The organism is Palleronia sp. THAF1, from assembly GCF_009363795.1.
Lineage (GTDB): Bacteria > Pseudomonadota > Alphaproteobacteria > Rhodobacterales > Rhodobacteraceae > Palleronia.
The window spans coordinates 2,567,401-2,593,278 of record NZ_CP045420.1 but is presented as its reverse complement, the minus strand read 5'-3'; the positions used below and the strand labels follow the sequence as shown (position 1 = coordinate 2,593,278).

General features: G+C 63.9%; 31 protein-coding genes. 11 read left to right on the top strand and 20 right to left on the bottom strand.

Going from position 1 to position 25,878, the window contains the following annotated elements:
* Positions 1 to 87: 87 nt before the first annotated feature.
* Positions 88 to 1,269: a CaiB/BaiF CoA transferase family protein gene (locus FIU81_RS12880; protein WP_124110682.1), complete on the top strand. Its 1,182-nt coding sequence runs from the start codon at positions 88 to 90 to the stop codon at positions 1,267 to 1,269.
* Entirely contained in the window at positions 1,269 to 2,639 is a 1,371-nt protein-coding gene (locus tag FIU81_RS12875) for a coniferyl aldehyde dehydrogenase (RefSeq protein ID WP_124110683.1), read from the top strand. Before FIU81_RS12880 ends, FIU81_RS12875 begins: the two co-directional genes overlap by 1 nt.
* Before the next feature lie 3 nt (positions 2,640 to 2,642).
* On the opposite strand, the gene FIU81_RS12870 is transcribed toward FIU81_RS12875, so the two are convergent.
* A complete protein-coding gene (locus tag FIU81_RS12870; RefSeq protein WP_124110684.1) occupies positions 2,643 to 3,662 on the bottom strand; it encodes a ribose-phosphate pyrophosphokinase in 1,020 nt (339 codons plus the stop codon).
* 98 nt (positions 3,663 to 3,760) lie between these two features.
* Here FIU81_RS12870 and FIU81_RS12865 point away from each other — a divergent pair, with 98 nt between their 5' ends.
* A complete protein-coding gene (locus FIU81_RS12865; protein WP_124110685.1) occupies positions 3,761 to 4,354 on the top strand; it encodes a 2-hydroxychromene-2-carboxylate isomerase in 594 nt (197 codons plus the stop codon).
* The gene (locus FIU81_RS12860) at positions 4,354 to 5,142 is read left to right on the top strand and encodes an alpha/beta fold hydrolase (RefSeq protein WP_124110686.1); all 789 of its coding nucleotides are present in this window, start codon (positions 4,354 to 4,356) and stop codon (positions 5,140 to 5,142) included. Before FIU81_RS12865 ends, FIU81_RS12860 begins: the two co-directional genes overlap by 1 nt.
* Here the strand turns inward: FIU81_RS12860 and FIU81_RS12855 are convergent.
* The 7 genes from FIU81_RS12855 to FIU81_RS12825 form a co-directional block, all read right to left on the bottom strand.
* Positions 5,139 to 6,176 carry a threonine aldolase family protein gene (locus FIU81_RS12855; protein WP_124110687.1) on the bottom strand — a complete coding sequence of 346 codons (1,038 nt, stop codon included), beginning with the start codon at positions 6,174 to 6,176 and terminating at the stop codon, positions 5,139 to 5,141. The two genes, FIU81_RS12860 and FIU81_RS12855, sit on opposite strands and share 4 nt — an antisense overlap.
* Positions 6,177 to 6,650, bottom strand: coding sequence for a YcgN family cysteine cluster protein (locus FIU81_RS12850; RefSeq protein WP_124110688.1), 474 nt, complete (start codon positions 6,648 to 6,650; stop codon positions 6,177 to 6,179).
* Positions 6,647 to 7,579: a bifunctional riboflavin kinase/FAD synthetase gene (locus tag FIU81_RS12845; RefSeq protein ID WP_124110689.1), complete on the bottom strand. Its 933-nt coding sequence runs from the start codon at positions 7,577 to 7,579 to the stop codon at positions 6,647 to 6,649. Before FIU81_RS12845 ends, FIU81_RS12850 begins: the two co-directional genes overlap by 4 nt.
* A gap of 38 nt (positions 7,580 to 7,617) precedes the next feature.
* Complete coding sequence (locus tag FIU81_RS12840) at positions 7,618 to 8,061, bottom strand: MaoC family dehydratase (protein ID WP_124110690.1); 444 nt, start codon at positions 8,059 to 8,061, stop codon at positions 7,618 to 7,620.
* Positions 8,062 to 8,158: 97 nt separating this feature from the next.
* A complete protein-coding gene (locus FIU81_RS12835; protein WP_124110691.1) occupies positions 8,159 to 9,034 on the bottom strand; it encodes a TIGR01459 family HAD-type hydrolase in 876 nt (291 codons plus the stop codon).
* Between the two features lie 92 nt (positions 9,035 to 9,126).
* Complete coding sequence (locus FIU81_RS12830) at positions 9,127 to 9,354, bottom strand: DUF1150 family protein (RefSeq protein WP_124110692.1); 228 nt, start codon at positions 9,352 to 9,354, stop codon at positions 9,127 to 9,129.
* A gap of 3 nt (positions 9,355 to 9,357) precedes the next feature.
* Positions 9,358 to 9,777 (bottom strand): Hsp20 family protein, encoded by a 420-nt coding sequence (locus tag FIU81_RS12825; protein ID WP_124110693.1) that lies wholly within the window; start codon positions 9,775 to 9,777, stop codon positions 9,358 to 9,360.
* Between the two features lie 167 nt (positions 9,778 to 9,944).
* On the opposite strand from FIU81_RS12825, the gene FIU81_RS12820 reads away from it, so the two are divergent.
* From FIU81_RS12820 to FIU81_RS12810, 3 genes are read left to right on the top strand one after another with little or no spacing between them, the layout of a single operon-like run.
* The gene (locus FIU81_RS12820; RefSeq protein WP_124110792.1) at positions 9,945 to 10,145 is read left to right on the top strand and encodes a DUF465 domain-containing protein; all 201 of its coding nucleotides are present in this window, start codon (positions 9,945 to 9,947) and stop codon (positions 10,143 to 10,145) included.
* 60 nt (positions 10,146 to 10,205) lie between these two features.
* Positions 10,206 to 10,688: a 5-(carboxyamino)imidazole ribonucleotide mutase gene (gene purE, locus FIU81_RS12815; protein WP_124110694.1), complete on the top strand. Its 483-nt coding sequence runs from the start codon at positions 10,206 to 10,208 to the stop codon at positions 10,686 to 10,688.
* Positions 10,681 to 11,745, top strand: coding sequence for a 5-(carboxyamino)imidazole ribonucleotide synthase (locus FIU81_RS12810; RefSeq protein WP_124110695.1), 1,065 nt, complete (start codon positions 10,681 to 10,683; stop codon positions 11,743 to 11,745). Before purE ends, FIU81_RS12810 begins: the two co-directional genes overlap by 8 nt.
* Positions 11,746 to 11,809: 64 nt before the next feature.
* On the opposite strand, the gene FIU81_RS12805 is transcribed toward FIU81_RS12810, so the two are convergent.
* From FIU81_RS12805 to FIU81_RS12765, 9 genes are all read right to left on the bottom strand, one after another.
* Positions 11,810 to 12,493, bottom strand: coding sequence for an alpha/beta fold hydrolase (locus FIU81_RS12805; protein ID WP_124110696.1), 684 nt, complete (start codon positions 12,491 to 12,493; stop codon positions 11,810 to 11,812).
* 9 nt (positions 12,494 to 12,502) lie between these two features.
* Positions 12,503 to 13,339, bottom strand: a complete 837-nt coding sequence (locus tag FIU81_RS12800; protein WP_124110697.1) for a DMT family transporter — start codon at positions 13,337 to 13,339, stop codon at positions 12,503 to 12,505.
* A 4-nt stretch (positions 13,340 to 13,343) separates the two neighbouring features.
* Positions 13,344 to 13,808: a GNAT family N-acetyltransferase gene (locus tag FIU81_RS12795; protein WP_124110698.1), complete on the bottom strand. Its 465-nt coding sequence runs from the start codon at positions 13,806 to 13,808 to the stop codon at positions 13,344 to 13,346.
* A 65-nt stretch (positions 13,809 to 13,873) separates the two neighbouring features.
* A complete protein-coding gene (locus tag FIU81_RS12790) occupies positions 13,874 to 14,224 on the bottom strand; it encodes a PRC-barrel domain-containing protein (protein ID WP_124110699.1) in 351 nt (116 codons plus the stop codon).
* A gap of 176 nt (positions 14,225 to 14,400) precedes the next feature.
* Positions 14,401 to 16,041, bottom strand: a complete 1,641-nt coding sequence (gene groL, locus FIU81_RS12785; RefSeq protein WP_124110700.1) for a chaperonin GroEL — start codon at positions 16,039 to 16,041, stop codon at positions 14,401 to 14,403.
* Between the two features lie 50 nt (positions 16,042 to 16,091).
* The gene (locus FIU81_RS12780) at positions 16,092 to 16,379 is read right to left on the bottom strand and encodes a co-chaperone GroES (RefSeq protein WP_124110701.1); all 288 of its coding nucleotides are present in this window, start codon (positions 16,377 to 16,379) and stop codon (positions 16,092 to 16,094) included.
* Positions 16,380 to 16,507: 128 nt separating this feature from the next.
* On the bottom strand, positions 16,508 to 16,777 hold the full coding sequence (locus FIU81_RS12775) for a hypothetical protein (RefSeq protein WP_124110702.1): 270 nt from the start codon (positions 16,775 to 16,777) through the stop codon (positions 16,508 to 16,510).
* Positions 16,777 to 17,652 (bottom strand): SPFH domain-containing protein, encoded by an 876-nt coding sequence (locus FIU81_RS12770; protein ID WP_124110703.1) that lies wholly within the window; start codon positions 17,650 to 17,652, stop codon positions 16,777 to 16,779. Before FIU81_RS12770 ends, FIU81_RS12775 begins: the two co-directional genes overlap by 1 nt.
* Before the next feature lie 43 nt (positions 17,653 to 17,695).
* The gene (locus FIU81_RS12765) at positions 17,696 to 18,340 is read right to left on the bottom strand and encodes a DUF2161 domain-containing phosphodiesterase (protein ID WP_124110793.1); all 645 of its coding nucleotides are present in this window, start codon (positions 18,338 to 18,340) and stop codon (positions 17,696 to 17,698) included.
* A 91-nt stretch (positions 18,341 to 18,431) separates the two neighbouring features.
* Here FIU81_RS12765 and FIU81_RS12760 point away from each other — a divergent pair, with 91 nt between their 5' ends.
* The gene (locus FIU81_RS12760) at positions 18,432 to 19,355 is read left to right on the top strand and encodes a manganese-dependent inorganic pyrophosphatase (RefSeq protein ID WP_124110704.1); all 924 of its coding nucleotides are present in this window, start codon (positions 18,432 to 18,434) and stop codon (positions 19,353 to 19,355) included.
* 32 nt (positions 19,356 to 19,387) lie between these two features.
* On the opposite strand, the gene FIU81_RS12755 is transcribed toward FIU81_RS12760, so the two are convergent.
* A complete protein-coding gene (locus tag FIU81_RS12755) occupies positions 19,388 to 20,251 on the bottom strand; it encodes a cation diffusion facilitator family transporter (protein ID WP_124110705.1) in 864 nt (287 codons plus the stop codon).
* A gap of 46 nt (positions 20,252 to 20,297) precedes the next feature.
* Here FIU81_RS12755 and FIU81_RS12750 point away from each other — a divergent pair, with 46 nt between their 5' ends.
* The 3 genes from FIU81_RS12750 (at position 20,298) to FIU81_RS12740 (ending at position 23,954) form a co-directional block, all read left to right on the top strand.
* The gene (locus tag FIU81_RS12750) at positions 20,298 to 20,678 is read left to right on the top strand and encodes an META domain-containing protein (RefSeq protein WP_124110706.1); all 381 of its coding nucleotides are present in this window, start codon (positions 20,298 to 20,300) and stop codon (positions 20,676 to 20,678) included.
* Between the two features lie 77 nt (positions 20,679 to 20,755).
* A complete protein-coding gene (locus FIU81_RS12745; RefSeq protein ID WP_124110707.1) occupies positions 20,756 to 22,639 on the top strand; it encodes a propionyl-CoA synthetase in 1,884 nt (627 codons plus the stop codon).
* Between the two features lie 52 nt (positions 22,640 to 22,691).
* Positions 22,692 to 23,954: an alpha/beta hydrolase family protein gene (locus tag FIU81_RS12740; protein ID WP_124110708.1), complete on the top strand. Its 1,263-nt coding sequence runs from the start codon at positions 22,692 to 22,694 to the stop codon at positions 23,952 to 23,954.
* Here FIU81_RS12740 and FIU81_RS12735 read toward each other — a convergent pair.
* Positions 23,951 to 24,775: an extensin family protein gene (locus tag FIU81_RS12735; RefSeq protein WP_124110709.1), complete on the bottom strand. Its 825-nt coding sequence runs from the start codon at positions 24,773 to 24,775 to the stop codon at positions 23,951 to 23,953. The genes FIU81_RS12740 and FIU81_RS12735 overlap by 4 nt on opposite strands.
* Positions 24,772 to 25,860 carry a histidinol-phosphate transaminase gene (hisC, locus tag FIU81_RS12730; protein WP_124110710.1) on the bottom strand — a complete coding sequence of 363 codons (1,089 nt, stop codon included), beginning with the start codon at positions 25,858 to 25,860 and terminating at the stop codon, positions 24,772 to 24,774. The genes FIU81_RS12735 and hisC overlap by 4 nt, the downstream gene beginning before the upstream one ends.
* Positions 25,861 to 25,878: the final 18 nt, after the last annotated feature.

Below are 25,878 nucleotides of genomic sequence, written 5' to 3'. Positions count from 1 at the left end.
GATAGTTCGGCATCTTGGGCCGCCGAACCGCCTTTCGCAGACCCGCGCGGTATGGTCTGTCACTATGGCACACTGACGGAGGATCGCATGGCCGGAGCATTGGACGGGGTAAAGGTGCTTGACCTGAGCCGGGTACTCGCGGGGCCGACCTGCACGCAGCATCTGGGGGACCTGGGAGCAGAGGTCTGGAAGATCGAGAATCCCGCGACAGGCGGTGACGACACGCGCCACTGGGGGCCGGTGTCGGTGAAGGATGATGCGGGCCGCGACACTGATCTGTCGGGCTATTTCCTGTCGGCCAACCGCAACAAGTATTCCGTCGCGGTGGATCTGTCGTCCGACGATGGACAGGCGCTGATCCGGCGCATGGTGGCCGAGGCGGACGTGCTGGTCGAAAATTTCAAGCCAGGCGGTATGGCGAAATACGGGTTGGACGCGGATGCGATGCTGCAGTTCAATCCGGGGCTGATCTATTGCTCGATCTCGGGCTACGGGCAGACGGGCCCCAACGCCGACAAGCCGGGCTACGACCTGATGGCGCAGGCGGCGGGCGGGATCATGTCGATCACGGGCGAACCGGACGGCGCGCCGATGAAGGTGGGCGTCGCGGTGGCTGATATCATCTGCGGATTGCAGGCTTGTACCGGTATCTTGGCCGCTTTGCGTCACCGGGATCGGACAGGCGAGGGGCAGCACGTGGATATCGCGCTGCTCGACAGCCAGATGTCGTGGCTGATCAACGTGGGCACGACGCATCTGGAAACGGGCGAAGAGCCTGCGCGCCATGGCAATGCACACCCGGCCATTGTGCCTTATCAAGAGTTCGCAACGGCCGATGGGCATGTGGTCGTAGCTGTCGGGAACGACGCGCAATTCCACCGCTTCTGCGCGTTTCTTGGCCGGGACGACTTGCCTGCCGATCCACGTTTCACCACCAATTTCGCGCGGACCGACAATCGTGAGGCGCTAATGGACATACTGGAGCCTGCAATGCGCGCCCTGCCGTCGGCGGACATCGTGGCGGGGCTGGATGCGCAGAGTGTGACCGCCTCGGTCGTACAGACGGTGGGGCAGGCGCTGGCATCCGATCAGGCTGTCGCGCGTGAGATGGTGGTATCGATGGATGTGCCGGGCACGGCGAAGGGCGCCGTGCGGCTGTTAGGCAATCCGCTGAAGATGTCGAAGACACCCGTGCGCTTCGACCGCGCGCCGCCGCGCTTCGGGCAGGACACCGATGAGATCGTGGCCCGCTTTCCGAAGGACGCGTGATGCACGATTTGCTGGAGGCTCAGAAAGCCGCATTCCTGCGTGACGGCCCGCCAGATGCAGACGCACGTCGGGCGGATCTGGCGCGGCTGAAGGCGGCGATTCTAGCGCGGCGCGAGTCCTTCGCCGCTGCTGCGATGGCTGATTTTGGGCACCGTCCAAAGGCAGAAACTGAACTGCTGGATCTTGTGCCGTTGGTGCAGGGCATCGACTACCTGCGCGCCAACCTGCGCCGTTGGATGCGGCCCGAACAGCGTCGTGTATCGCTGCCATTCATGCCTGCCCGCGCTCGCGTGCTGTATCAGCCGAAGGGCGTCGTGGGGATCATGTCGCCCTGGAACTACCCGTTTGCGCTGTCGCTGATGCCGCTCGCCACGGCTTTGGCAGCGGGCAATCGGGCGATACTGAAGCCATCGGAATACGTGCCGCATGTGAACGCCGAGTTGCGCGCGATGCTCGCCGAGACCTTCCCGCAGGATCAGGTTGCGCTGGTAGAGGGCGGTGCCGATGTCGGCGCGGCCTTCGCAGGACTGCCTTTCGATCATCTGGTCTTCACAGGCGGCACCAGCGTCGGGCGCAAGGTGATGCAAGCTGCGGCGGCTAATCTGACGCCCGTAACGCTGGAACTGGGCGGGAAGTCCCCCGCGATTGTGCTGGACGGCGCCGATCTGGACCGTACTGCCGCCAGCATCGCGTTCGGCAAGCTCGCCAACGGGGGTCAGACATGCATCGCGCCGGATTATTGTCTGGTGCCGCGTGGCGAGCTGGACGCCGTCGTGGCGGCTTTGCAAGCGCAGGCGCGCAAGCTCTATCCTGACGGGGCCGCTGGTCTGACGCACCCGATCCACGACACCCACGGTGACAGGCTACAGGCGATGGCCCGCGATGCCGCTGACAAGGGTGCGCGTGTTATCGATCTACTGAAGCCAGCCGACAGCAAAGCCGTCACGCCGCGTCTGATCCTGAACGCGACCGATGATATGACCGTGATGCAGGACGAGATCTTCGGCCCGTTGCTGCCGATCATCCCCTATGACGGGGTCGAGGACGCCATCGCCCATGTGAACGCGCGCCCCCGTCCGTTGGCCCTATACGTCTTCGGGCCTGCCGGACCCGCGCGGGACGCCGTGACCGACCGCACCACCAGCGGCAACGTCACGATCAACGACACGCTGCTGCACTACGCTCAGGAAGACCTGCCGTTCGGCGGTATCGGCGACAGCGGAATCGGGGCCTATCATGGCCCCGAAGGATTCCGTGCGCTGTCCCACGCGAAGGGTGTGTTCACCCAGTCGCGCCTGTCCGGCAGTTCCCTTGCGCGTCCGCCCTACGGCAAACTGCAACGCCGTTTGATCGACTGGATGATGCGCTAGGGCCTAGTCGTCGGCGTATAGACCCTCGTAGATCGGGCCAAGCGTGTGATGCTCGAACAGCGAGCTGACAGAGGTGCCGTTCCAGATGTTCAGGATCGCCTGCGCGAACATCGGCGCCGTGGGGACGATGCGGATGTTGGAGCAGGCCTTCACGGCTTCCGTCGGTTCTATCGAGTCGGTGATGACCAGCGACTTCATCACCGAGTTGGTGATCCGTTCGACCGCCGGGCCGGACAGCACGCCGTGTGAGATGTAGGCGTGCACCTCTGCCGCGCCTGCCTCTATCAATGTCGCGGCTGCTTTGCACAGCGTGCCGGCGGTGTCGCATATGTCGTCTATGATGATGCAGGTTTTGCCGGTCACGTCGCCGATCACAGTCATCTCCGACACTTCGCCCGCTTTCTCGCGCCGCTTGTCGACGATGGCGAGCGGCGCATTGATGCGCTTTGCCAGTTCCCGTGCACGGGCCACACCGCCGACGTCGGGTGAAATCACCATCACATCTTCCATGGCACCCTTGAAGGCATGCTTGATGTCCAGCGCGAACACCGGAGAGGCGTAAAGGTTGTCCACTGGGATATCGAAAAAGCCTTGGATCTGTGCCGCGTGCAGGTCCATCGTCAGAACGCGCTCGATCCCCGCTTCGGCGATCATGTTGGCCACCAGCTTGGCGGTGATCGGCGTGCGGGCCTTGGTGCGGCGGTCCTGTCGGGCGTAGCCGAAGTAGGGAATGACAGCGGTGATGCGCGCCGCCGACGACCGGCGCAGCGCGTCGGACATGATCAGCAGTTCCATCAGGTTGTCGTTCGCGGGGTTCGACGTGGGCTGGATGATGAACATGTCCTCGCCACGCACGTTCTCATAGACTTCCACGAAGATTTCCGCGTCGTTGAAGCGTTCCACCCGTGCGTCCACCAGATCGACCGACTTGCCCCGGTGCATCGACATCCGCCGCGCAATTGTGCGAGCAAGCGTCAGGTTGGCATTGCCCGAAATCAGTTTCGGCTCTTGGGTGGTCGGCATGGGACTTCCTTGGCAGCACGGACGACTCGGGTCCGCCGCTGCGGCCTAGCACAGCGCCCGCCACGGCGGAAACCGGAACGAAACGACAGGAGGGGCGGATGGCCCATATCGACTACTATTTCGCAACGGTTTCGCCGTTCACCTATCTGGCAGGCACTCGGCTGGAAACGATTGCGGCCAAACACGGGGCCACGATTACATACAAGCCGCTGGACGTGATCCAGTTGTTCGGTCGGACTGGGGGCGTGCCGCCCAAGGATCGGCACCCGAACCGTCAGGACTACCGCTTGCAGGAACTGGCGCGGATCGCTGCGATGGAAGACCTGCCGATCAACCTGAAGCCCGCGCATTGGCCGACGAACCCCGCGCCGTCTTCCTTCGCCATCATCGCCGCGCAGAAGGCCGGTGGCGGCGACATAGGCGCGCTGGTGCACGGGCTTTGCCGCGCCTGCTGGGCGGAAGAGAAGAATATCGCCGAAGATGACGTGATCGCCGAGAAGCTGGACGCGGCGGGCTTCGATCCATCGCTGGCCTCTAGCGCGATGCTGAGTGCGGCGGACGACTACGCCCGCAACCTAGAGGATGCCGTGATGAACGGGGCCTTCGGCGCGCCGTTCTATATCACCGACAGCGACGATCGTTTTTGGGGGCAGGATCGGCTGGATCACCTTGACTGGCAGTTGTCGCGCTGATGCCGACAGAGGTACGCGGCAGGATCGACACTCACTGGGATGAGGTCGGCGAAGGCGAGCGGGTGCTGATGCTGCACTGCTCGCTGGCATTGGGCCGCGCGCTGATGCCCTTGGCAAAGGCGTTGGGGCAGGGGCGGGCGATCCTGCCCGACCTGCCGGGGCATGGGCGCAGCGGCGATGCGGATGCCGACGCGGATTATCTTGGCAGGGCCATCGCACAGGCAGAAACGTTCCTTGACGGTCCCACCGATCTGATTGGCCATTCGCTGGGCGGCGTCGTGGCGCTGGGCGTCGCGGTGCGAAATCCTGCGCTCGTCCGCAGCCTGACACTGATCGAGCCGGTTCTTTTCGCTGCGGCCGAGGGCACGGATGCCCATGCCCGGTATGTGGAAGATCACGCCCCTATCATGGCGGACATCGGTGGCGGAAACGCCGTGGCGGCAACGCGCGCCTTCATGCAGATCTGGGGCACCGGCGCACCGTGGGACGCGATGCCCGAAGAGATGCGCGCAGAGATGGTCAAGCGCATCGACCTGGTGCGGCGCAGTGGGCCGGGATTGTCGCAGGACAAATGCGGGCTCCTGGCCGATGGCGCGCTGGAAGCCGTCGACGCGCCCGTGCTGCTGGTGCGGGGCGCCCAGACGCATCCTGTGATCCCCGCGATCCTTGATGCGCTGGAAATGCGTCTGCCGAACGCCACGCGCACCCGGATCGATGGGGCTGGCCACATGGCGCCGCTGACCCATGCGGCTCAGGTGGCGCAGGCGATCAAAGCGCCGCGCGCCTAGCCTTCAAGGATGCGCAGGAAACGGTCCGCGTTCTCTGCTGTTGCCGACCAGTCGCAGACGATTCGGGCCAGCACCGGCTCGTCGTCCGGTCCATCCATCGTGCCCATAGAATAGAACTGCGCGCCCGCGTCCTTCAGTCGGCGGTGTGCGGCACGGGGGAAGGTAAGGTAGATCATGTTCGCCTCACTGTCATTGGCGAGCGTCACCGTCTTGATGTTGCGCAAGCCCGCGACCAGCCGAGCGCAGGCGGCGTTGGCGGATTGCGCCATCTCCAGCCATAGGTCGCCGTCCAGATAGGCCTCCATCTGGGCCGATAGGAAGCGGTGCTTGGAGAACAGGTGACCGCCGCGCTTGCGCCGCAGCTCGAACTCCCACGCGTGGGCGGGATCGGCGAAGACGGCTGCTTCGACCCCCATGCAGCCGTTCTTTGTGGCACCGAAGCTGATCGCGTCGAAGCCCTGCGCCATGTCCGCCGCCGTGCAGCCCAGCGACGCGACGGCGTTGGCGAACCGTGCGCCGTCCAGATGCACGGGCAGGCCGTATTCGCGCGCGACGTTCACCAGCGCCTTCTGCTCGTCCAAGGTATAGACCGTGCCGCGCTCGGTGACGGTGGTGATCGACACCGGCCCCCGTTGAACGCCGTGGACGACACCATCGGCGGTGCTGTCGATTGCCTCGCGAAGGTGCTCAGCCGTCATCTTTGCCTGAGGCGCGTCCACCAATGTCAGCTTGGCGCCAGAGGTGAAGAACTCCGGCGCGCCGCACTCGTCTTCTTCGATATGCGCAACCTCGGAGCAGAAGATCGTCTGGAACGGCTTGCACATGGTGGCCAGCATCAGCGCGTTCGTCGCAGTGCCGGTGGCGACTAGGTAGATCGCGGCGTTGGGCATCCCCAGCAGGTCGCGCAGCTTGCCGCGCACGCGTGCCATCGCGTCTTCGGCGCCGTAGGGCATGGCGTAGCCGTCATTGGCGCGCATCACGGCTTCGATCACCTTGGGGTGCGCGGGGCCGGCGTTGTCAGAGGCAAAGAACATTCAGGTCGGCTCCTCGATAATGTAGTCTTCCCATTCCTCTTCCGGCACCTCGAATTCCGGCACCGTGATACCGATGGCCGAGACGCCGGCCTCGTGGACCGTTTCGGGATCGCCGGAAATCAGGGGATGCCAAGGGTACAGGCGTTCGCCTTCATGCAGCAGACGATAGGCGCAAGTCTGTGGCAGCCAATAGGCGATCTTGGGTAGGGTTTCGGTGGTCAGCACGATGCATTCCGGCACGAACTGCTTGCGGATCTCGTACTGCGCGCAGCGGCAGGTGTCGTCGTCGAACAGGCGGCAGGCCACGCGGGTCAGGGCGATCTCTGCGGTGTCTTCGTCTTCCAGCTTGTTCAGGCAGCACTTGCCGCAGCCGTCGCACAGCGCCTCCCACTCGGCGTTGGATAGCTGGTCGAGCGGGTAGCGTTCCCAGAACTTCGGGCGGCCGACCTGACGGCGGATGGGATCATCGGTCATGCGAGGATCTTCCGAGCCTGCGCGCTGTCGGCGTCCATCTGCTGGATCAGCGCGTCGAGGCTGTCGAAGTTTTCCTCTCCGCGCAGGAATTCCACCAGCCCGACGGACAGGTGCGCGCCGTAAAGATCGCCGGAGAAATCGAAGAGGAAAGTCTCCAGATTCGGCACGTTCTCTCCGAACATCGGGCGGACACCAAGTGAGGCGACGCCCTTGACCTGACCCTTGTGCGGTCCGTCCAAAATATCGACCGTCACAGCGTAGACGCCGAATCGCGGCAGATGCAGGCCGGTCAGGTCCATATTGGCGGTCGGGTAGTTCAACGTGCGCCCGCGTTTCTCGCCGTGAATCACCGGCCCGTCGATGCGGTGCAGGTGGCCCAGCATCGCCGCGGCGGAGCGGGGATCGCCATCGCTCAGCGCCTTGCGAATACGGGTCGAGCTGATCTCTGTCCCGCTGTCCTGGACCAGCGTCGCGATGGTGACGCCGAAGCCGAATTTCTCGCCCAAGAGCTGGAGCGTCTCTGCATCGCCCGCGCGCTTCGCGCCGAAATGAAAGTCCTGACCAACGACGACGTGGCTCAGGCCCAGCCCACCCGCCAAGATGTCCTGCGCGAAGGCATCGGGGGACAGGGCGGTCAGGTCGGTCGTGAAGGGCAATTCGTACAAATGATCGACGCCGAGACGCTCTAGCCGGTGGGCCTTGGCTTCGGCGTTCATCAGGCGGAAAGGCGCGGCGTCGGGTTGGAACAGCTCACGCGGATGCGGCTCGAACGTGACGACGCCCAGCGGCGCATTCAGATCATCGGCCGCGGCGCGGGCGTGGTCGAGCACCGCTTGATGGCCAAGGTGGACGCCATCGAAGTTGCCGATGGCGGCGGCGGCCCCGCGGGCGTCGGGCTTCAGCCCGGTATGACTGCGGAAGATGCGCATCCGCGCGACCTAGGCCCGCACGGCGCGATGGGCAAGCCTTAGCCGGTGCGTGATGGCGCGAGCACCGTGGCCTCGCCGTGCAGCACGCGGGTTTCACCGACCAGACACCGGGTATCCAACGTCACGCGGCGACGCTTCATGTCGATCGCTTTCACCTCGACTTCCGCGCGCACCGTATCGCCGGGGCGGACCGGGGCAAGGAATGCCATGGACTGGCGCAGGTAGACGGTGCCGTGGCCGGGCAGTTGTTCCCCGATCACGGCAGAGATCAATGCGGCGGTCAGCATGCCATGGGCGATCCGGCCCTGAAACATGGTGGATTGGGCGTAAGCTTCGTTCAGGTGAACGGGATTGCGGTCCTCGGACACCTCGGCGAACAGCTCGATATCGCGGTCGATGATCGTTTTCTCGATGTGGCGAGTCAGGCCGACGGTCAGATCTTCGATGAAAATCGGGCCGGTGGACGTGGTTGTATCGAGCATGACAGTCTCCGCGTAATAATCCTGCTTGCAAGATTGCTACACGTAACGGGCAAAAGTTGCAATATAATTACTTTGCAACTGCAGCATGTACTTTGGTCTAGCGCAGCATTCCGATGGTGTAGTTCGGATCGAAGCCCTCTCTGCCAAGGAATGCGTCCAATCGCTCGGGCTGGGGCTCGCCATCGACGTTCGTTTCAGCCGCCGCCAATCCACCAGTCACGAAGAGCACGTCCAGTTTTTCCAGCAATGCGCCCTTCACATCCGTCAGGATGCCGTCACCGATGGCAAGGATGCGTTCGTCGGGGATAGAGGCCGCGCCCGCTTCCGCCAACCGTCGCCGTGCCATGTCGTAGACCGGGGGGTGGGGTTTGCCGAAGGCCAGCACAGCGCCGCCCATCTGCTCATACAGTTGCGCCACCGCGCCACCGCACCATTCCCGGCTGTCACCGCGATCCACAACCATATCGGGATTCGCGTTCAGCATCGTCAGCCCGCGTGTCTTTGCTTCCAGCAGTTGCGGGCGCAGCACGTCGGGGTTGGCTTTGGGATCGAAGGGGCCGGTACACACGATGCCCTCAGCCTGCGAGAGCGGCACCTGTTCGATGGCAACGGGGTTCTCGACAAGGTTCAACGGCTCGAAGAAGCCCTGATCGCGCGGCTCGCCGATGTGATAGACCTTTTGCCCCAGGGCGCCGGTGAACAAGGCCACGCGCGCCGCATCACCTGATGTCGCGATTGTGTCCCATGCGTCATCCGGCACGCCGAACTTCGCAATCTGCTCGGCCACGTCTGCGCGCGGGCGGGGCGCGTTGGTCAACAGAACAACCATACCGCCCTTGGCGCGGAACGCTTGCAGTGCGGCAACCGCTTCTGGCAGCGCTTTTATACCGTCATGCACGCAGCCCCACAGATCGCAGAACAAGGCGTCATACTGTTCGGAGATTTCGGAGAGAGAGTGAACGATCTGGGTCATATGGGCCTCGGGCAATGCTGTTGCCACAGTCGTGCCATGTCAGCCCGCGACCGCCCAGCGAAAACGCCCCGCATCGCCGCGGGGCGTTGAAATCAGTGTACTGAAACCGGCGCCATGTCGTTCTGGCGCGCGACGGTGAAGGCCAGATCGCGGTCCTTGACCAGCGCCAAGCGCTCACCCGCGCCATTATGCACGGCGTAAAGTTCGGTCATCCCGTCGACCTGTTCGCGAATTTCGTCTGGCAGATCGTCCAACGCGACGGGGCGCACGTAGACGATGTTTTCGGGCGTCTCGATGATATTTTCGAAGCTCTCGTTCATGGCTTATGTCTCACCTTTCGTGATGCGGATCGTTCGGACGACCGTGTCGGGCTGCGCTTTGGTCAGATCGACGTGCAGCAAGCCGTTCTCTATCCTTGCACCTGTTACATCAACGCCATCCGCCAGCACGAAGGTCCGTTGGAACTGCCGCGCTGCAATGCCGCGGTGCAGGAACACGCGCTGTTCGCCGGTGTCAGAGATGCGACCGCGCACGACGAGTTGCTGATCCTCGACCGTGATCGACAGGTCGTCTTCGGCGAAACCAGCAACCGCAAGCGTGATGCGGTAGGCGTTCTGATCGGTCTGTTCGATATTGTACGGGGGGTATCCGCCCGCGTCGGATTTCGCGGTGCGTTCGACCAGCCGTTCAAGCTCATCGAAGCCCAGCAGGAACGGATGGGTTCCCAAAGCCATTTTCGTCATCGACACGTCCTTCTTCAAAGCGACTGTGCAACGCCGGTCCCGTTATGGCGACCGCCTGTGTCAAAAATATGGGGAGTGCAGGGGCGTCACGCAAGATCGCAATGCTTGCCCGACGGCGCAGTCGGTGTAAGTTCCGGCAGATGGATGGAACGACGAACCCCCAGACGATGGACGAGGCGCAGATGCTGCAGGTCAAGCTGCAGCTCCTGAAGGCCGAGCATGCCGATCTGGATGCGGCCGTGCGCGCGATCCACGAGTCGGGGCGCGGCGACATGCTGACCCTGCAGCGGCTGAAGCGGAAGAAGCTGATGCTGAAGGATCGCATCGCCGATATCGAAGACCGGCTGCTGCCTGACATAATAGCCTAGCGTTGCGGGCGGCTGTGGGCCTGCCTATGGTTGCGCCCGAACGCATCGCAGGAGGCCGGAATGCCGGATGTCGGTATCATCATGGGAAGTCAGTCCGATTGGCCCACGCTGCGCGAAGCGGCGACCATTCTTGATGAACTTGGCGTGTCTTATGAAGCGCGCATCGTCTCGGCCCATCGCACACCGGATCGTCTGTATGATTATGGGCGTGGCGCAGTCGATGCGGGCCTGAAGGTCATCATCGCAGGCGCAGGGGGTGCCGCCCATTTGCCGGGCATGATGGCATCCAAGACTCGCGTGCCGGTGATCGGCGTGCCGGTTCAGACCAAGGCGCTGTCGGGCGTCGATTCGCTCTACTCCATCGTGCAGATGCCCAAGGGCTATCCGGTCGCGACCATGGCCATCGGCGCGGCAGGGGCTGCGAACGCCGGGTTGATGGCGGCGCAGATGCTGGCAATGACGGACCCCGCGCTGGCCTCACGCGTCGATGCGTGGCGCGCGTCCCTCACCGCGTCGATCCCAGAGGTGCCTTCGGATGACTGATCCCCTTTCCCCCGGCAGCACGATCGGCATCCTGGGCGGCGGTCAGCTTGGCCGTATGCTGTCGGTCGCGGCCTCTCGCCTTGGCTTCAAGACCTGCATCTTCGAGCCTGCGGGCGATTGCCCCGCCAGCCACGTCAGCAATTTCCATCTACAAGCCGACTACGACGACGCCGACGCCCTGCGCCGCTTTGCGCAGGCCTGCGACGTGGTCACCTACGAATTCGAGAACATCCCCACCGCTGCGCTCGACGCCATCGAGGCGCATGTTCCGATCCGACCGGGCAGAGAAGCGCTTCGGATCAGCCAGGATCGTCTGACAGAGAAGGACTGGCTGTCGGACATGGGCCTGACGCCGGCGCCCTACGCAAACGTCGAAAGCGCCGATGACCTGAGCGCTGCAATGGACCGGATCGGCGTCCCCGCGATCCTGAAGACACGGCGCTTCGGCTATGACGGCAAGGGGCAGGCGCGGATCAACGACGTGTCGGACGCGGACCAAGCGCTTGCCGAGATGAACGGCGCGCCTGCCGTTCTCGAAGGCTTCGTCGATTTCACCGCAGAGATCAGTGTGATCGGGGCGCGCAGCCTCGACGGTCGTGTCGCCTGTTTCGATCCGGGTGAGAACGTCCACGCGGGCGGTATCCTGCGCACGACGACGGTGCCCGCGCGGGTACCGGGAAGCGTTTCCACCGACGCCGTCCTGATCGCCTCTCGCATCCTGACGGCGCTCGACTACGTTGGTGTCTTGGGCGTGGAGCTGTTCGTCACGCCGCAGGGGCTGATCGTGAACGAGATTGCCCCCCGCGTTCACAACTCTGGCCATTGGACGCAGAACGGCTGCGCCATCGATCAGTTCGAACAGCATATCCGCGCCGTCGCGGGCTGGCCGGTTGGCGATGGATCGCGCCATTCGGACGTGGTGATGGAGAACCTGATCGGCGACGACATGGACCGTTTGCCGGCACTCCGCGCAGAGCCTGCAACGGCGATCCACCTTTACGGAAAGTCCGAAACCCGCGCCGGTCGCAAGATGGGCCACGTCAACCGCATCGTCTGACCGGCCGTTTCATCTTTCCGAAAATACCTCGGGAGCGCGAGGGCAGCGCCCTCGCTCTACGCTCTCAATCGTGCCGAAACGCGCCCGTCTCAAGGAACGCCGCCACCTGTTCGATCACGATGGGTCGGATCATCATGAAGGTGTGACTGACCGGCAGGACGATAAAATCATCCATTCCCTTCACCTGAGCAGAGGTGACCGATACCTTGCCGTCGTCGGGCCCTTCGATAATCGCTGAATAGACCGGGTTCAACGATCGGTTGCCCGCGATCACACCCAGTTCGAACCGCGCGAGGCCCAGCTGGTTCGGCAGGCTATCCGGGCCAGTGCCCAGCTGCAGACCGGCCGGGCCGTTCAACCATTCGAACGGTGGCAGCTCTCCGAATGCATCCACCAGTTCCGTGCCCTTGTTCGGTGGCGCCATCATCACGACCCGGCCCATCTTCGCGGGGCGATGGTCCTCCAGCCAGACACGGGCAAGGATGCCGCCCATGGAGTGCGTGACGAAATGCACCCTCTGATCGCCACAAGCTTCGACCGCTGGCGGCACGATGCGCTCGACCAATTCCCCGATTGGGGCGGAGTTGCTGTCGTAGTTGGCGTTGGCGGTGGTGTAGCCGCGCGCCTGCAAAGCCTCAGCCATCACCTCCATCGACAGGGAGGAACGCGCAAGGCCGTGCAGCAGCACGACGCAATCGGCGCGCGCGATGCCGGGGACCAGAAGCGCCAGAAGCAGAAGTGTTTTCATCCGCTGTATCTAGGCGCGTGCCCGCGAGGGGGCCAGACCGAAGGCGACGCCGCCGATCACGATTGCGCAGGACAGTACCAGCCGCAGGGACACCGGCTCTGCCAGCAGCGCCGCGCCGCCTAACACGGCAATCACCGGCACGGTCAGTTGCGACAGCGCCGCGCGCGTGGCGCCAAGGGCGGGCAGCACGGCATACCACAGCGCGTAGCCAAGGCCCGAGGTGACGGCCCCCGAAACGATGGCGAGTGCAGCGCCCGTGCCGGTGAATGGCGCAGGACCGGCCAGCAGCCACGCCGCCAAACCAATGGGCACAGCACCGACGAAGCTGGCGGTCGTCGTGTGCAGCGGGCCGCCGCCAGCGCCGCCGCGGAGGGAATAGACGCCCCAGCCGATGCCTGCGATCACCATCAGCACGCCCGGCCCTGCGGCCACACCGCCTGAACCCGGCAACAGCATCCACGCCAGCCCCGCCAAGGCAGCGACGGCCCCAATCCATCGCCGCGCGGGGATCGCGTCGCGCGTCAGAACTGCGCCCCCGAACATCGTGACCTGCACCGTGGCGAACAGGATCAGTGCGCCGGCCCCTGCTGGCAGGGCAACGTAGGCCAGCGAGAACCCGATCACGTAGGTCGCCAACGCGCCGATGTTCACCGCGCGGAACCCCGCCAGCCAAGCAGTCCCGCTGCGCCACGTGGCCAGAAGGGCCAGAACAGCCGCGCCCGACACCAGCCGCAGCGCCGCGAAGTCCATCGAGCCGATCTGCCCGCCGCCTACCGCCGCCCGGTTGAGGACCGAGTTCGCGGCGAAGGCCGTCATAACGAGCGTGGTTGTCAGGATCAGGCGCATAGGGTCAGCCGAAAGCGGCTGGATAGATCAGCGTCTCTGCCGGGGTGTCGTCGCCCGGGTGCAGAAGCAACGTGTGCGACAGCGGGTAGGGGCTGGTCAGTCGTTGCGCGTGCTGTGTCGAGAAACCGGCTTTCTCGTAAAGCGCGGGCTCTCCCAAAACGACAACCGGTCTTTGCGCCGTATCGACCACGTGGCGCAAAAGTGCCATGGCGATCCCCTGTCCCTGGCGTTCCGGCTGCACGGCGAGCGGTGCAAGGCACAACCACCCGTCGGGAGCGTCCATCCGAGACAGGGCGAGGTAGCCGACAATCCGATCCTCTGCCATTGCCAGCCATTCAGCCGCCATAGCCCCATCGCGGCGCAGGGCAACGACCAGATCGGCCTCTGCCTGCTGTCCGAAAGCGGCCCGCAACAGGGCCTCGACCGTTGCGGCGTCGTGGTCTCGGTAGGGGGTAATGGTTGGCGTCATCCGCGCACCCTACGCGAAGACGCGAAATAGAAAAGGGCGGCACCGAAGCGCCGCCCCTACCTTCGCTAGATCCAATAGGGCGAAGCGCCGTAGCTTTCGTGCGTGCGCTTCTCCCAGTCGCGGTCCGAGCGCCAGTCGTCCTTGGCGTCGGGCGCGTCTTTCAACTGCGCTTCGGTGATCGATGTGACGAAACCGTCCTTGCTGGTGTCATAGGTCAGCGTGTTCCACGGAACAGGGCGCTCATCGCCGCCGATACCGAGGATGCCGCCGAAGCTCATGACTGCATAGGCGACCTTGCCGCTTTGCTTGTCGATCATCAGTCGATCGATGCTGCCGACCTTGTCGCCGTCGTGTCCATATACCGTCGTACCGGTGACATCGGCGGACGATACGAGATTGTGGGTTCCTGCGGTCATGGGGGTTACTCCTTCACTGGTTACAACTGATAGGACAACGCGGGATCGGATTACGCGATCCAGACTAAAATTCGGACAGGTCAAAAATGGCCTATGTCGAATGACATTGTGGGGTGCCACGAAAAAGGGCGGCCCCGAAGGACCGCCCCAATCTTCACGTAGCGCTGGGCGCGCTATTACATCATGCCGCCCATGCCGCCCATGTCGGGCATACCGCCGCCGCCGCCATTGTCCTTGGACGGCTTGTCGGCGATCATCGCCTCGGTGGTGATCAGCAGACCGGCAACCGAAGCGGCGTCCTGCAGCGCGGTACGGACGACCTTCGCGGGGTCGATCACGCCGAACTTGAACATGTCGCCATATTCTTCGGTCTGAGCGTTGAAGCCGAACGCCTTGTCTTCGGATTCGCGGATCTTGCCCGCAACCACCGAACCGTCGACGCCTGAGTTCTCGGCAATCTGACGCAGCGGGGCTTCCAGAGCCTTGCGCACGATCGAGATACCCACGTTCTGGTCGGAGTTCGCGCCTTCCAGACCGTCGAGCGCTTTGCCCGCTTGGATCAGAGCGACACCGCCACCGACGACGACGCCTTCCTGAACCGCGGCGCGGGTGGCGTTCAGCGCGTCGTCGACGCGGTCCTTACGCTCTTTCACCTCGATTTCGGACATGCCACCGACGCGGATGACGGCAACACCGCCGGCCAGCTTGGCAACACGCTCTTGCAGCTTCTCACGGTCGTAGTCCGAGGTGGTCTCTTCGATCTGCGTACGGATCTGGGAAACGCGTGCCTCGATCTCGGCCTTTTCGCCAGCGCCGTCGACGATCGTGGTCTCGTCCTTGGTGATCGACACTTTCTTGGCGGAACCAAGCATGTCCATCGTGACGTTCTCAAGCTTCATGCCGAGGTCTTCGGAAATGACCTGACCACCCGTCAGGATCGCGATGTCCTGCAGCATGGCCTTACGACGATCACCGAAGCCCGGTGCCTTGACGGCAGCGATCTTCAGACCACCGCGCAGCTTGTTCACGACGAGCGTGGCAAGGGCTTCGCCCTCGACATCTTCGGCGATGATCAGCAGGGGCTTCTGGGACTGAATGACCTGCTCGAGCAGGGGCACCATCGGCTGCAGGGAAGACAGCTTCTTCTCGTGCAGCAGGATCATGCAATCGTCGAGATCGGCGATCATCTTGTCCGAGTTGGTCACGAAGTAGGGCGACAGGTAACCGCGGTCGAACTGCATGCCCTCGACCACGTCGGTCTCGGTCTCAAGGCCCTTGTTCTCTTCGACGGTGATGACACCCTCGTTGCCGACCTTTTCCATCGCGTCGGCGATCTGACGACCGATTTCCGACTCGCCATTGGCAGAGATGGTGCCGACCTGGGCAACTTCGTCGTAACCCGACACGTCACGTGCGGCGGCCTTGATCGCGTCTACGACCTTGGCGGTGGCCAGATCGATACCGCGCTTGAGGTCCATGGGGTTCATGCCGGCGGCGACGGACTTCAGGCCGTCCTTGACGATGGCCTGGGCCAGAACGGTGGCTGTGGTGGTGCCATCGCCCGCTTCATCGTTGGTGCGGGAAGCGACTTCCTTCACCATCTGTGCGCCCATGTTCTCGAACTTGTCCTCAAGCTCGATCTCTTTGGCGACGGAAACGCCGTCCTTGGTGATGCGGGGCGCGCCGAACGATTTCTCGATCACGACGTTGCGGCCCTTGGGGCCCAGCGTGACCTTTACGGCGTCGGCCAGGATGTTCACGCCCTTGAGCATCTTGTCGCGGGCGGATGTTTCGAATTTGACGTCTTTGGCAGCCATGATGGGTGCTCCTTCAGTCTATCGTTTCAGGGATGGATCGGGACGTCAGCTCAGGCGAGGGTGCCGAGGATGTCCGTTTCCTTCATGATGAGCATCTCTTCACCGTCGACGGTGATCTCGGTGCCGGACCACTTGCCGAAGAGAATGCGGTCGCCCGCTTTCACGTCGGGCGTGATGCGATCGCCATTTTCCTTGCGCGCGCCTTCGCCAACGGCGACGACTTCGCCCTCGGAAGGCTTTTCCTTGGCGCTGTCGGGGATGATCAGGCCGCCCTTGGTCTTCTCGTCACCTTCGATACGACGGACGAGAACGCGGTCGTGCAGGGGGGTAAATGCCATCTGAACGCTCCTTGGTTCGAGTGAATGTCTGGTGTTAGCACTCACACGGGGAGAGTGCTAACGAAGGAGCAGATAGGCAGAACACTGGCGCGTGTCAACGAGATTGCGCGTGCGTTTCAGGCGGGACATCAATCGTCGTTTATATCGCGGTCCCACAGACGGATCTGGCCGTCGCGCGTGCCTGACAGCTGGCGCAGCGCGATCCAGGCGGCAAGGCTGAGTACGGCGAAGACCGTCAGCGTCCAGCCGACCGATCCTCCTATGATGCCAAGCCAAATCTGCACCGCGATGGCAGCGGCGCCGATGGCGAAGCCAAGTAGGATTTGCGCTGGAAGTAGCAGTTCGGCGGCGGCCAAAAACGCCGCGAGGATGGCCCAGGCCCCCCACGCCGACAGCATCAGCCGCGTCCTTTCAGCATGCGGAACGCATCGCCGAAGGCGTCGAGCGCCTGCGCCGGGACCACGATGGTTTGCGAGCCGTTGCTTGTGCCCATCTTGGTCAGGGCTTCGACCTGTTTCAGCGCCACCTGATACTGCGCCGATTCGATGCCGTGGTCGGCAATGGCCTCTGCGACGATGGCGGTGGCGTAGGCTTCGGCCTCTGCGGTGATGCGGCGGGCCTTTGCCGACTGTTCGGCGGCATAAAGGTCGCCATCAGCGGCCAGTTCGACTGATCGTTTCAGTCCCTCTGCTTCCGTTACCGCAGCACGCCGAGCGCGTTCGGCGTTCAACTGTTGCAGCATCGCGGCGCGGGTGGCCTCATCCAGGTTCACGTCAAGGATTTCGGCCCGCGTCACGTCGATCCCCCAGTCATCGACCATCATCGCGACTTGTTCCTTGACCGTCGCGATCAGGGTCGAGCGGTTAGATTGCACCTCGTCCAACTCGTTCTTGCCGATTTCCGACCGGACGATACCGGCGACCGTGGTGGCGATAGCACCGTCCACGTCGCGGATGCGGTAGACGGTCTTTTCAGGCTCCAGGATGCGGTAGAAGACGCTCGTTTCGACCTGAACCAGCACGTTGTCGGCGGTGATCGCGTCCTGTGTTTGTGTGGGCAACTGCCGTTCTAGAATCGACACCTTGTGCGCAACGGTATCCACGAAGGGCACGATCAGGTTGATGCCGGGACCCAGCACAGAGCGCAGGCGGCCAAACCGTTCGACCACGTATTTCTCGGACTGCGGGACGATCTTGACGGCCAGAAAGACCACCAGAAGGATAAGCCCGGCAAGAAGCAAAAGGGGCAGGTTTTGTGCGAGTATCTGATCCATGCGGTCAGTCTACCGATAAATCAGGGCAAATGAATGACGGTTCTCAGGTTTTTGCCGAATGTCGCGCTTTGCCGTTCGGACTAAGCTCGTAGACCCCGCGTGAGACGCGCTCGAACCAGCCATAGTGATTGTCGGCCAGGATCGGGGTGGCGCGGTCCACGCCGGATGCTTTGCGGATCGTGGCGCATTTCAGTGGGCCATCTTCCAAAGCGTCAGCGATGCGCTGGGCGTCCTGTCGGTAGGCTGTCATCAGCCCCTGCCGCGTGCCGCCGCCGACGTTCGGATCGCCTTCCAGGCGCGCGAACTCTCGCAGCAGCCGGGCCGTGCGCTTGGGAAAGGTGCGGGGGCTGTAGGGGGCCGGATCGCAGGCAACGATGACATGCCCATCGGCAGGCCGCACGAAGATCAGCCCCAGTCCCAGCCGTCGACACAGGCCGGTGTTGCGCTTGTTCGTGGCGTGTTTGCCCGGCGGCACCGCAAGGTAGACGTGATCGCTAAGTCCCTGCCGCGCCACACCCTGATGCACGAGGCCCAGCGTGAACGACACCTTCAGCTCGACGATCACCGGAGGTTCGTCCCCGCGTACGGCCATCACGTCAAGCGCGCCGATCTCGCCCTTCACGACATATCCCTGACCTTCCAGCAGCGCCTTCACCGGCGCGTAAAGGTCGCTTTCCCGTAGTCCCATGGTGCTAGATGGCCCGGCGATCGCGTGGGTGACAAGGGCCACCGTGCTGGTATACAGCGCCGCGACGCTTAGCTCACGCAAGGAATAACCCATGTCCACACTGGTTTTCGGCCACCTGTCCCCCGACACCGATTCGACCGGATCGCCCATCATCTGGGCGTGGTACCTGAACGAAGTGAAGGGCCGCACCGCAGAGCCCGCCCTGCTGGGCGAGCCGAACACCGAAGCCGCATGGATGCTGGAGCGGTGGGAGTTGGACAAGCCGCAGATCATCGACGGGGTCGAGGCCGGTCAGGACGTGGTCATCGTGGACACCAACAATCCCGGTGAACTGCCCGAGGGCATCAACGACGCCAACATCCGCGCCATCATCGACCACCACCGTCTTGTCGGCGGGCTGGAGACGAAGGGCCCGATCGAGATCACCATCCAGCCGCTTGCCTGTACGGCAACCATCATGCACGACCTGATGGGCGACGATGCCGACCGTATGCCGGACGCGATCAAGGGCGCGATGCTGTCGTGCATCCTGTCCGACACGCTGGAATTCCGGTCGCCCACCACGACCGACCACGACAAGGCCGTGGCACAGCGTCTGGCCGAAGACCTAGGCATCCAGATCCCCAGCTACGCGACAGAGATGTTCGCCGCGAAGTCCGACGTGTCTGCGTTTTCGGACGTGGAATTGGTGCGGATGGACAGCAAGAAGCACGAGGTGGACGGCACCAGCTTCCGCGTGTCGGTGCTGGAAACGACCTCTCCCGACACCGTTTTGAAGCGGAAAGAGGGTTTGTTCGAGGCGATGGAGACCGTGAAGGCCGAAGACGGCGTGGATCACGTGATGCTCTTCGTCGTGGACATCCTGGAACAGCAGGCGACGCTGCTTCTGCCGAACGATCAGGTGCGCGACGTGGCGAACAAGAGCTTCTCGACCGTGTGCGGAGACAGCGATCAGGTCGTTCTGCCGGGCATCGTCAGCCGCAAAAAGCAGATCATCCCGAACATCGCGGTGTAAGCCGTTCGGTCGAAGTCCTTCGGGGCTTCGGCCTAGACCGGATCGTGGTGAATCATCACATCCGTGCCGGGATAGCGCTGCACGATGGTGCGGCGCAGGTCCTCTCCGATCTCATGCGCGTCCGATAGCGGCAGCGTGCCGTCGATCTCTATGTGCAGGTTCACGAAGACGCGCGTGCCGGCGGTCCGGGTGCGCAGGTCGTGGTGGCCTTCGACGCCGGCAGCATCGTCCGCGATGCGCCCGATCTCGGCGATCATCTCTGGCCCCGCCGCGCGGTCCATCAGGGCGTTCCACGCGCCTGCGCCGATCCGCCCCGCACCGATCAGCATGATAACGGCGGCGATCAGAGCAACCACCGTATCCAGCGACACCAGCCCGAACGCACCCGACGCATAAAGCGCCGCCGCCGCCCCCAGATTGGGCAGTAGATCGCCCACGTAGTGCAAGCGGTCGGCCATGATGACCCGGTTGCCGGTGCGCCGGGCCACGCGGGATTGATAGAAGACCAATGCTCCGGTCAGTCCGATGGACAGCGCCATGACGGCCATGCCCGCGCCCTCGTTCTCTAGCGCGGCGGGTTGGCCCAACCGCAGCACGCCCGCCGCCGCGATGGCGATGGCCGACAGCGCGATGAAGGCGGACTGACCCAGTGCGGCAAGATCCTCGGCAGAGGTGTGGCCGAAGTGGTGATCGTCGTCCGGGGGGCGCGCGGCGTAGCGGATCGCGGCCAAGCCACCCAAGGACATCATCAGGTCCAGCGCCGAATCCGCCAGAGCCGCGGCGACCGAAAGCGACCCCGTCGCCGCCAGCGCCCAAAGCTTCGCGGTCACAAGGATCAGCGCCACGGCGACCGAAGCGGTCTGTGCGCGCAGGTTCAATCGGTCGGTGTCAGTCATCGCGGCTTATGATAGGGCGATGCGAAACAGCGCGACAGGGGGCGAGATGCGAAGATTGACGATACTGCTGCTGGCACTGGCAGCCTGTGGCCCCGATGAAACGGTGTCGGCCTACGCGCAAGACACATCCTACTCGCTCGATGGGATCAATCAGGAACCCTTCGGCGCGCGGGCGACGATGACGTTCGCGGAGGGTCGCATCTCGGGGCAGGGGCCGTGCAACAGCTACGCCGCCCCGCTCACCGTGCCCTATCCGTGGTTCGATCTGGGCCCCATCGCCGCAACGAAGCGCGCGTGCCCCGATCTTGCAGCGGAAACGCGGTTCTTCGCGACACTGGCCGAAATGCAGTTCGCGGAGGCGCAGGGCAACGTGCTGATCCTGTCGAACGAAGCGGGCCGCGAGATGGTGTTCCGAACCTCTCCCTAAAGCCTGTTAGCGCAACTATCTTGCGCAAACCTCTCATTGGCGGCAGGAGTTGTGCGAAAGACCGGGGAGGAACGATCATGGGCTACAAGGCAATCTACGACACATGGAAGGCCGATCCGCAAGGCTGGTGGATGGAGCAGGCGCAGCGCGTCCACTGGGATACCTTCCCCGAAACAGCCCTGTCGGACGACGGCACCAACTGGTTCCCCGATGGTATGACCAACACCTGCTACAATGCCGTCGACCGCCATGTCGAAGCGGGGCGCGGCGAGCAGACTGCTATAATCTACGACAGCCCTGTGACCGATACGAAGGCGCATATCTCTTACGCTGAATTGCAGGACCGTTGCGCGATGCTTGCGGGCGCGCTGAAGGCGCGCGGTGTGGGCCACGGCGACCGGGTGGTCATCTACATGCCGATGGTGCCCGAAGCGGTCGTCGCGATGTTGGCCTGCACGCGTATCGGTGCGATCCATTCGGTCGTGTTCGGCGGCTTCGCAGCCTCTGAACTGGCCACCCGGATCGACGACGCGACGCCCAAGGCCATCATCGCAGGCTCTTGCGGGATCGAGCCGAACCGCGTGGTCGAATACAAACCCCTGCTGGACGCCGCCATTGAACAGGCCACGCACAAACCAGAGACCTGCATCGTCCTGCAACGCCCGCAGGCCGAGGCGACGCTGGTCGAAGGCCGCGACGTCGAATGGCACGCATCGCAAGAGGGCGTAGAGCCTGCACCTTGCGTCAGCGTCCGGGGTGATCACCCCTGTTACATCCTGTATACCAGTGGCACCACCGGTCAGCCCAAAGGCGTCGTGCGCCCCACTGGCGGGCACATCGTGGCGCTGAACTGGACGATGAAGGCGGTCTACAACGTCGATCCGGGCGAAGTCTTCTGGGCCGCGTCGGACGTGGGTTGGGTCGTGGGTCACAGCTACATCTGCTATGCGCCGCTGATCCACGGCAACACGACCGTGGTGTTCGAAGGCAAGCCCGTCGGCACCCCCGATCCGTCGACATTCTGGCGGGTCATCGCTGAACATGGCGTCAAATCGTTCTTCACCGCCCCCACCGCCTTTCGCGCGATCCGCAAAGAAGACCCGAAAGCGAAATACATGGAAGGCCACGACATTTCCGGCCTGCGTGCGCTGTATCTGGCGGGTGAACGCGCGGACCCGGACACCATCGAATGGGCGCAAAAAGTCATGGGCGTGCCGGTCTACGACCACTGGTGGCAGACCGAGAGCGGCTATCCCATGGTCGCCAACCCTACCGGGATCGAGGCGCTGCCAGTGAAGATCGGTTCGCCCACCGTGCCGATGCCGGGCTACGAGGTGCATATCCTGGCAGAGGACGGGGCAGAGAAGCCGCGCGGCGAACTGGGCTCTATCGCCATCAAGCTGCCCCTGCCGCCGGGCACGCTGCCAACTTTATGGCAGGCCGATGATCGCTATCGGAAGGCCTACCTTGAACGGTTCGACGGCTATTACAACACCGGCGATGCGGGCATGATGGACGAAGACGGGTACCTGTGGATCATGGCGCGCACCGATGACGTCATCAACGTCGCGGGCCATCGGCTATCCACCGGCCTGATGGAAGAGGTTCTGGCCGCCCATCCCGATGTGGCCGAATGCGCCGTGATCGGGGTGAAGGACGCGCTGAAGGGGCAGTTGCCAATGGGTTTCGTCACGCTGCAAAAGGGCACCGACAAATCCGACGCGCAGATCGCGAAAGAATTGGTCGCGCTGGTGCGCGAAAAGATCGGCCCTGTCGCGGCGTTTAAACTGGCGACTGTGGTGGATCGCCTGCCCAAGACCCGGTCGGGCAAGATCCTGCGCAAGACCATGGCGCAGATCGCCGACGGTGAACAATTCAAGACGCCCGCCACCATCGACGACCCGGCCATCCTTGATGAGATCGGCACCCGCATCCAGATATTGGGTTATCCTGCGGCATGATGCCTTGTCCTTCCGCGCGCCGCCTTAGGTTGTGCGGCGGGAGGACTTTCAAATGAAGCATGCCACGATTTTCGCCGCCGGGCTGATGGCCTTGCCTGCCGTAGCGCAGGACAACCCCATCGACCGCATCCGCCCCGACGCGCCCGAACTTGCGGCCTACGGGGATCACACCATCGGGGTGCGTACGTTGACGCTGACCCGGCCCGACGTCGTAGATGTGGTGAACTCCACCGAAGGTGAGATGGTGCGCTATGACCGTGATATCACGGTCGAGGTTTTCTACCCCGCCGCCGATGGCACTGAACCGGGCGGCACCTATACCGCCTTCCTACGCGACGGCGAGACCGAGGTGCAGCTGTCCGGCCGCGCCGCCCGCGACGCCGATGTGGCGGATGGAACCTTCCCGCTGGTGCTGATCTCTCACGGGTATCCCGGCAACCGCTTTCTGATGACGCATCTGGGCGAGAACATTGCGTCCAAGGGATATGTCGCGGTCTCTATCGACCATCCGGACAGCACGTATTCGGACATGGGTGCCTTCGCCTCGACCCTTTACAATCGCCCGCAGGATCAGTCCTTCGTGCTGGACGCGATGGCATCGCAAGAGGGTGATCTGGGCGGCATCATCGACGCCAGCCGCACCGGGCTGATCGGATATTCCATGGGGGGCTACGGTGCTCTGATCTTTTCTGGCGCCGGGATCGAGGCGGACGGCGACTGGCCTGACCGCTACAATCCGCCGGGCGCCATCCTGCAGGAACTGGCCGTGGGTGCGGATCGACTGGCGGAGATCCAAGACGACCGCCTTGCCGCCGTCATTGCCATCGGCCCGTGGGGCCGCAATCGCGACTTCTGGAGCGAAGAAGGGCTGGGTCAGATCGACCTGCCGCTGATGCTTGTCGCGGGTAGTGTGGACGATGTGTCGGAGTATCCCGCCATCCGCCAGATCTTCGTCGAAACCTCTGGCACCACGCGCCACCTGCTGAGCTTTGGGGACGCGAACCACAACGCCGCCGCCCCCATGCCCGCGCCGCAAGAGGCGTGGGAGGTTGAAGGCATCTACGGTCACTACGCCGACGCTGTCTGGGACACGACACGGATGAACAACATCCTGCAGCACTTCACGACGGCTTTCTTGGACCTGCACTTGAAGGGCCAAGAAGATCGGGGTGCCTACCTTGATCTAGTCGAAGTGTCGGACGACGGCGTCTACGATGTTGCCGAAGACGGCACAGAGTCCGACGAGCATACCTACTGGGAAGGCTTCCCGAACCGCACCGCGAAGGGTCTGCGGTTCGAGACGTTGACGCCCTAGCGGCAGTAGCTTCCGGATCGGTAGCGCGCCGTGTCCAGATGGAAGTGATCTTTGTGGAAGCGATCCGATTCGGGGCCAAGAACGGTCCCGAACGGGCCGCAAGCGCCGCGATGGATGCGCCGCAGGATCGGGCCGTGCTGTGAGTCGCGCCAGCCTTTCAGAACAGTGATCTCCGCTCCGTTGGCAAGCCTGAATGCCGACACGTCGATGGCACGGCCCTTTCCATGTTCCGACACCTTGCCGCCCGGCTGGTTGTTCCGCGTGCGACAGGCGTAGCCGGCGGCCACGCGCAGCCCGGTGACGCCGCCGCCCAACCGTCCGATGGCCGGGCGCACCGCGCTGCCGACCCAGTTCGACAGAGCCTGCGCGGTTCGGCAATCCATCGTGGCCGCACGGCTAAGTGCCACGCCCTGCACCATGGACACCTTCACCGGCTCGGCCACGCCGCAGCCTGCAATGCGGCCGGGGACGGGGGCGATGGCCACGCCGCGGATCGCTGCGCTGCCACAGATCGCGCCCGGCACGCCGGACGGTGCCAGATCGGGCGTGCCCACCCGTGCCACGGTATTGCGGCGTCGCAGATTGTCGGGCCGCGCGTCGGGGCGAGGAGAGGCCACCAGCCCAACGCTGCCCGCCGGACCAAGCAAAACGTCGCCGCGCGCGGGACCGATGACTCGGGCCACCACGCGCGGACCTTCGACGCGGGTGGGCATCGGCGCGCTTAGCATGGGGCGCGGCTCTGGTCGCAGACTGGATGCTGGCGCGTCGGCCCAGACCGGCCCCGCCATCAGCGCGACCAGGATGGCCGCGTGGCGGATCACACGTCTTGGCCCTTGAAGGCTGCAATGGAATGAACGACCCGACGGCATGACGGTTCATCGCCCACGGTGATGCGCAGGCAATGCGGCAGCTTGTAGCCGCCGACCTTGCGCACAAGGATTCCATCGCCTCTTAGGTGAGCCTCGCAGGCGCTTGCCTCTTCCTCGGAGTCGAAGCGCGCCAGCACGAAGTTCGCGGTAGAGGTGTCGGACATCACGCCGATCTCTGCCAGCGCCTTGGCCAACCACGTGCGCAGGCGCGCGTTCTCGGCCCGGCTCTTTTCCACGAACTCCCGATCCTTTACCGCCGCCTCGGCAGCGACCAGTTGCAGGGTGCCAAGGTTGAACGGTCCGCGCACGCGGTTGAGCACTTCGATCACGTGAGACGGGCCGTAGGCCCAGCCGACGCGCAGGCCGCCCAACGCGTAGATCTTGGAGAACGTGCGCGTCATCACGACGTTCTCGCGCTTGGTCGCCAGCTTGGCGCCGCCGTCATAGCCATCGACGTATTCGGCATAGGCGCCGTCCAGCACCAGCAGCACATTCTCGGGCAGTTCGGCGGCCAGACGCCCGATCTCGTTCGAGCCGAGCATCGTGCCGGTCGGGTTCGCGGGGTTCGCAATGAAGACAAGACGGGTGCGGAAGTTCACCGCGTCGAGTATGCGATCCACGTCCACCTTGCGCTCATGCTCGGGCACTTCCACCGGGGTCGCACCGGAAGCAAGCGCTGACAGGCGATACATCGCAAAGCCGTGTTCGGTGTAGATCACCTCGGTGCCCGGCCCGGTGTAGGCGGTGCACAGCATGTGGATCAGTTCGTCCGAGCCCGCACCGCATATGATGCGCTCTGGGTCGAGATCGTGCACCTCTCCGATAGCGGCGCGCAGGCTGGCGTGGTCGGTCGAAGGGTAGCGGTTCAGAAGATGCTCGGCCTTCTTGAACATCGAGCGTGCCGATTGCGGCGGCCCCGCAGGGTTCTCGTTCGACGACAGTTTGATGACGTCGCGCACGCCGTCCACGTGGCTCGCCCCGCCCTGATAGGGCGCGATCTGAAGAATACCGGGCTTTGGCTCGATGGCGTGGGACATGACTGGTTACTCCTGCTC

What these genes read in the sequence shown, in the direction of transcription:
- FIU81_RS12825 (WP_124110693.1), bottom strand. Translation starts at nt 9,777, where the DNA reads ATGACGAAAATGGCTTTGGGAACCCATCCGTTCCTGCTGGGCTTCGAT.
- FIU81_RS12880 (WP_124110682.1), top strand. Translation starts at nt 88, where the DNA reads ATGGCCGGAGCATTGGACGGGGTAAAGGTGCTTGACCTGAGCCGGGTA.
- FIU81_RS12760 (WP_124110704.1), top strand. Translation starts at nt 18,432, where the DNA reads ATGTCCACACTGGTTTTCGGCCACCTGTCCCCCGACACCGATTCGACC.
- FIU81_RS12865 (WP_124110685.1), top strand. Translation starts at nt 3,761, where the DNA reads ATGGCCCATATCGACTACTATTTCGCAACGGTTTCGCCGTTCACCTAT.
- FIU81_RS12830 (WP_124110692.1), bottom strand. Translation starts at nt 9,354, where the DNA reads ATGAACGAGAGCTTCGAAAATATCATCGAGACGCCCGAAAACATCGTC.
- FIU81_RS12855 (WP_124110687.1), bottom strand. Translation starts at nt 6,176, where the DNA reads ATGTTCTTTGCCTCTGACAACGCCGGCCCCGCGCACCCCAAGGTGATC.
- FIU81_RS12780 (WP_124110701.1), bottom strand. Translation starts at nt 16,379, where the DNA reads ATGGCATTTACCCCCCTGCACGACCGCGTTCTCGTCCGTCGTATCGAA.
- FIU81_RS12795 (WP_124110698.1), bottom strand. Translation starts at nt 13,808, where the DNA reads ATGACGCCAACCATTACCCCCTACCGAGACCACGACGCCGCAACGGTC.
- FIU81_RS12805 (WP_124110696.1), bottom strand. Translation starts at nt 12,493, where the DNA reads ATGAAAACACTTCTGCTTCTGGCGCTTCTGGTCCCCGGCATCGCGCGC.
- FIU81_RS12875 (WP_124110683.1), top strand. Translation starts at nt 1,269, where the DNA reads ATGCACGATTTGCTGGAGGCTCAGAAAGCCGCATTCCTGCGTGACGGC.
- FIU81_RS12750 (WP_124110706.1), top strand. Translation starts at nt 20,298, where the DNA reads ATGCGAAGATTGACGATACTGCTGCTGGCACTGGCAGCCTGTGGCCCC.
- FIU81_RS12765 (WP_124110793.1), bottom strand. Translation starts at nt 18,340, where the DNA reads ATGGGACTACGGGAAAGCGACCTTTACGCGCCGGTGAAGGCGCTGCTG.
- FIU81_RS12850 (WP_124110688.1), bottom strand. Translation starts at nt 6,650, where the DNA reads ATGACCGATGATCCCATCCGCCGTCAGGTCGGCCGCCCGAAGTTCTGG.
- FIU81_RS12740 (WP_124110708.1), top strand. Translation starts at nt 22,692, where the DNA reads ATGAAGCATGCCACGATTTTCGCCGCCGGGCTGATGGCCTTGCCTGCC.
- FIU81_RS12800 (WP_124110697.1), bottom strand. Translation starts at nt 13,339, where the DNA reads ATGCGCCTGATCCTGACAACCACGCTCGTTATGACGGCCTTCGCCGCG.
- FIU81_RS12770 (WP_124110703.1), bottom strand. Translation starts at nt 17,652, where the DNA reads ATGGATCAGATACTCGCACAAAACCTGCCCCTTTTGCTTCTTGCCGGG.
- FIU81_RS12810 (WP_124110695.1), top strand. Translation starts at nt 10,681, where the DNA reads ATGACTGATCCCCTTTCCCCCGGCAGCACGATCGGCATCCTGGGCGGC.
- FIU81_RS12775 (WP_124110702.1), bottom strand. Translation starts at nt 16,777, where the DNA reads ATGCTGTCGGCGTGGGGGGCCTGGGCCATCCTCGCGGCGTTTTTGGCC.
- FIU81_RS12840 (WP_124110690.1), bottom strand. Translation starts at nt 8,061, where the DNA reads ATGCTCGATACAACCACGTCCACCGGCCCGATTTTCATCGAAGATCTG.
- FIU81_RS12870 (WP_124110684.1), bottom strand. Translation starts at nt 3,662, where the DNA reads ATGCCGACCACCCAAGAGCCGAAACTGATTTCGGGCAATGCCAACCTG.
- FIU81_RS12860 (WP_124110686.1), top strand. Translation starts at nt 4,354, where the DNA reads ATGCCGACAGAGGTACGCGGCAGGATCGACACTCACTGGGATGAGGTC.
- FIU81_RS12790 (WP_124110699.1), bottom strand. Translation starts at nt 14,224, where the DNA reads ATGACCGCAGGAACCCACAATCTCGTATCGTCCGCCGATGTCACCGGT.
- FIU81_RS12755 (WP_124110705.1), bottom strand. Translation starts at nt 20,251, where the DNA reads ATGACTGACACCGACCGATTGAACCTGCGCGCACAGACCGCTTCGGTC.
- purE (WP_124110694.1), top strand. Translation starts at nt 10,206, where the DNA reads ATGCCGGATGTCGGTATCATCATGGGAAGTCAGTCCGATTGGCCCACG.
- FIU81_RS12820 (WP_124110792.1), top strand. Translation starts at nt 9,945, where the DNA reads ATGGACGAGGCGCAGATGCTGCAGGTCAAGCTGCAGCTCCTGAAGGCC.
- FIU81_RS12835 (WP_124110691.1), bottom strand. Translation starts at nt 9,034, where the DNA reads ATGACCCAGATCGTTCACTCTCTCTCCGAAATCTCCGAACAGTATGAC.
- FIU81_RS12845 (WP_124110689.1), bottom strand. Translation starts at nt 7,579, where the DNA reads ATGCGCATCTTCCGCAGTCATACCGGGCTGAAGCCCGACGCCCGCGGG.
- groL (WP_124110700.1), bottom strand. Translation starts at nt 16,041, where the DNA reads ATGGCTGCCAAAGACGTCAAATTCGAAACATCCGCCCGCGACAAGATG.
- FIU81_RS12745 (WP_124110707.1), top strand. Translation starts at nt 20,756, where the DNA reads ATGGGCTACAAGGCAATCTACGACACATGGAAGGCCGATCCGCAAGGC.
- hisC (WP_124110710.1), bottom strand. Translation starts at nt 25,860, where the DNA reads ATGTCCCACGCCATCGAGCCAAAGCCCGGTATTCTTCAGATCGCGCCC.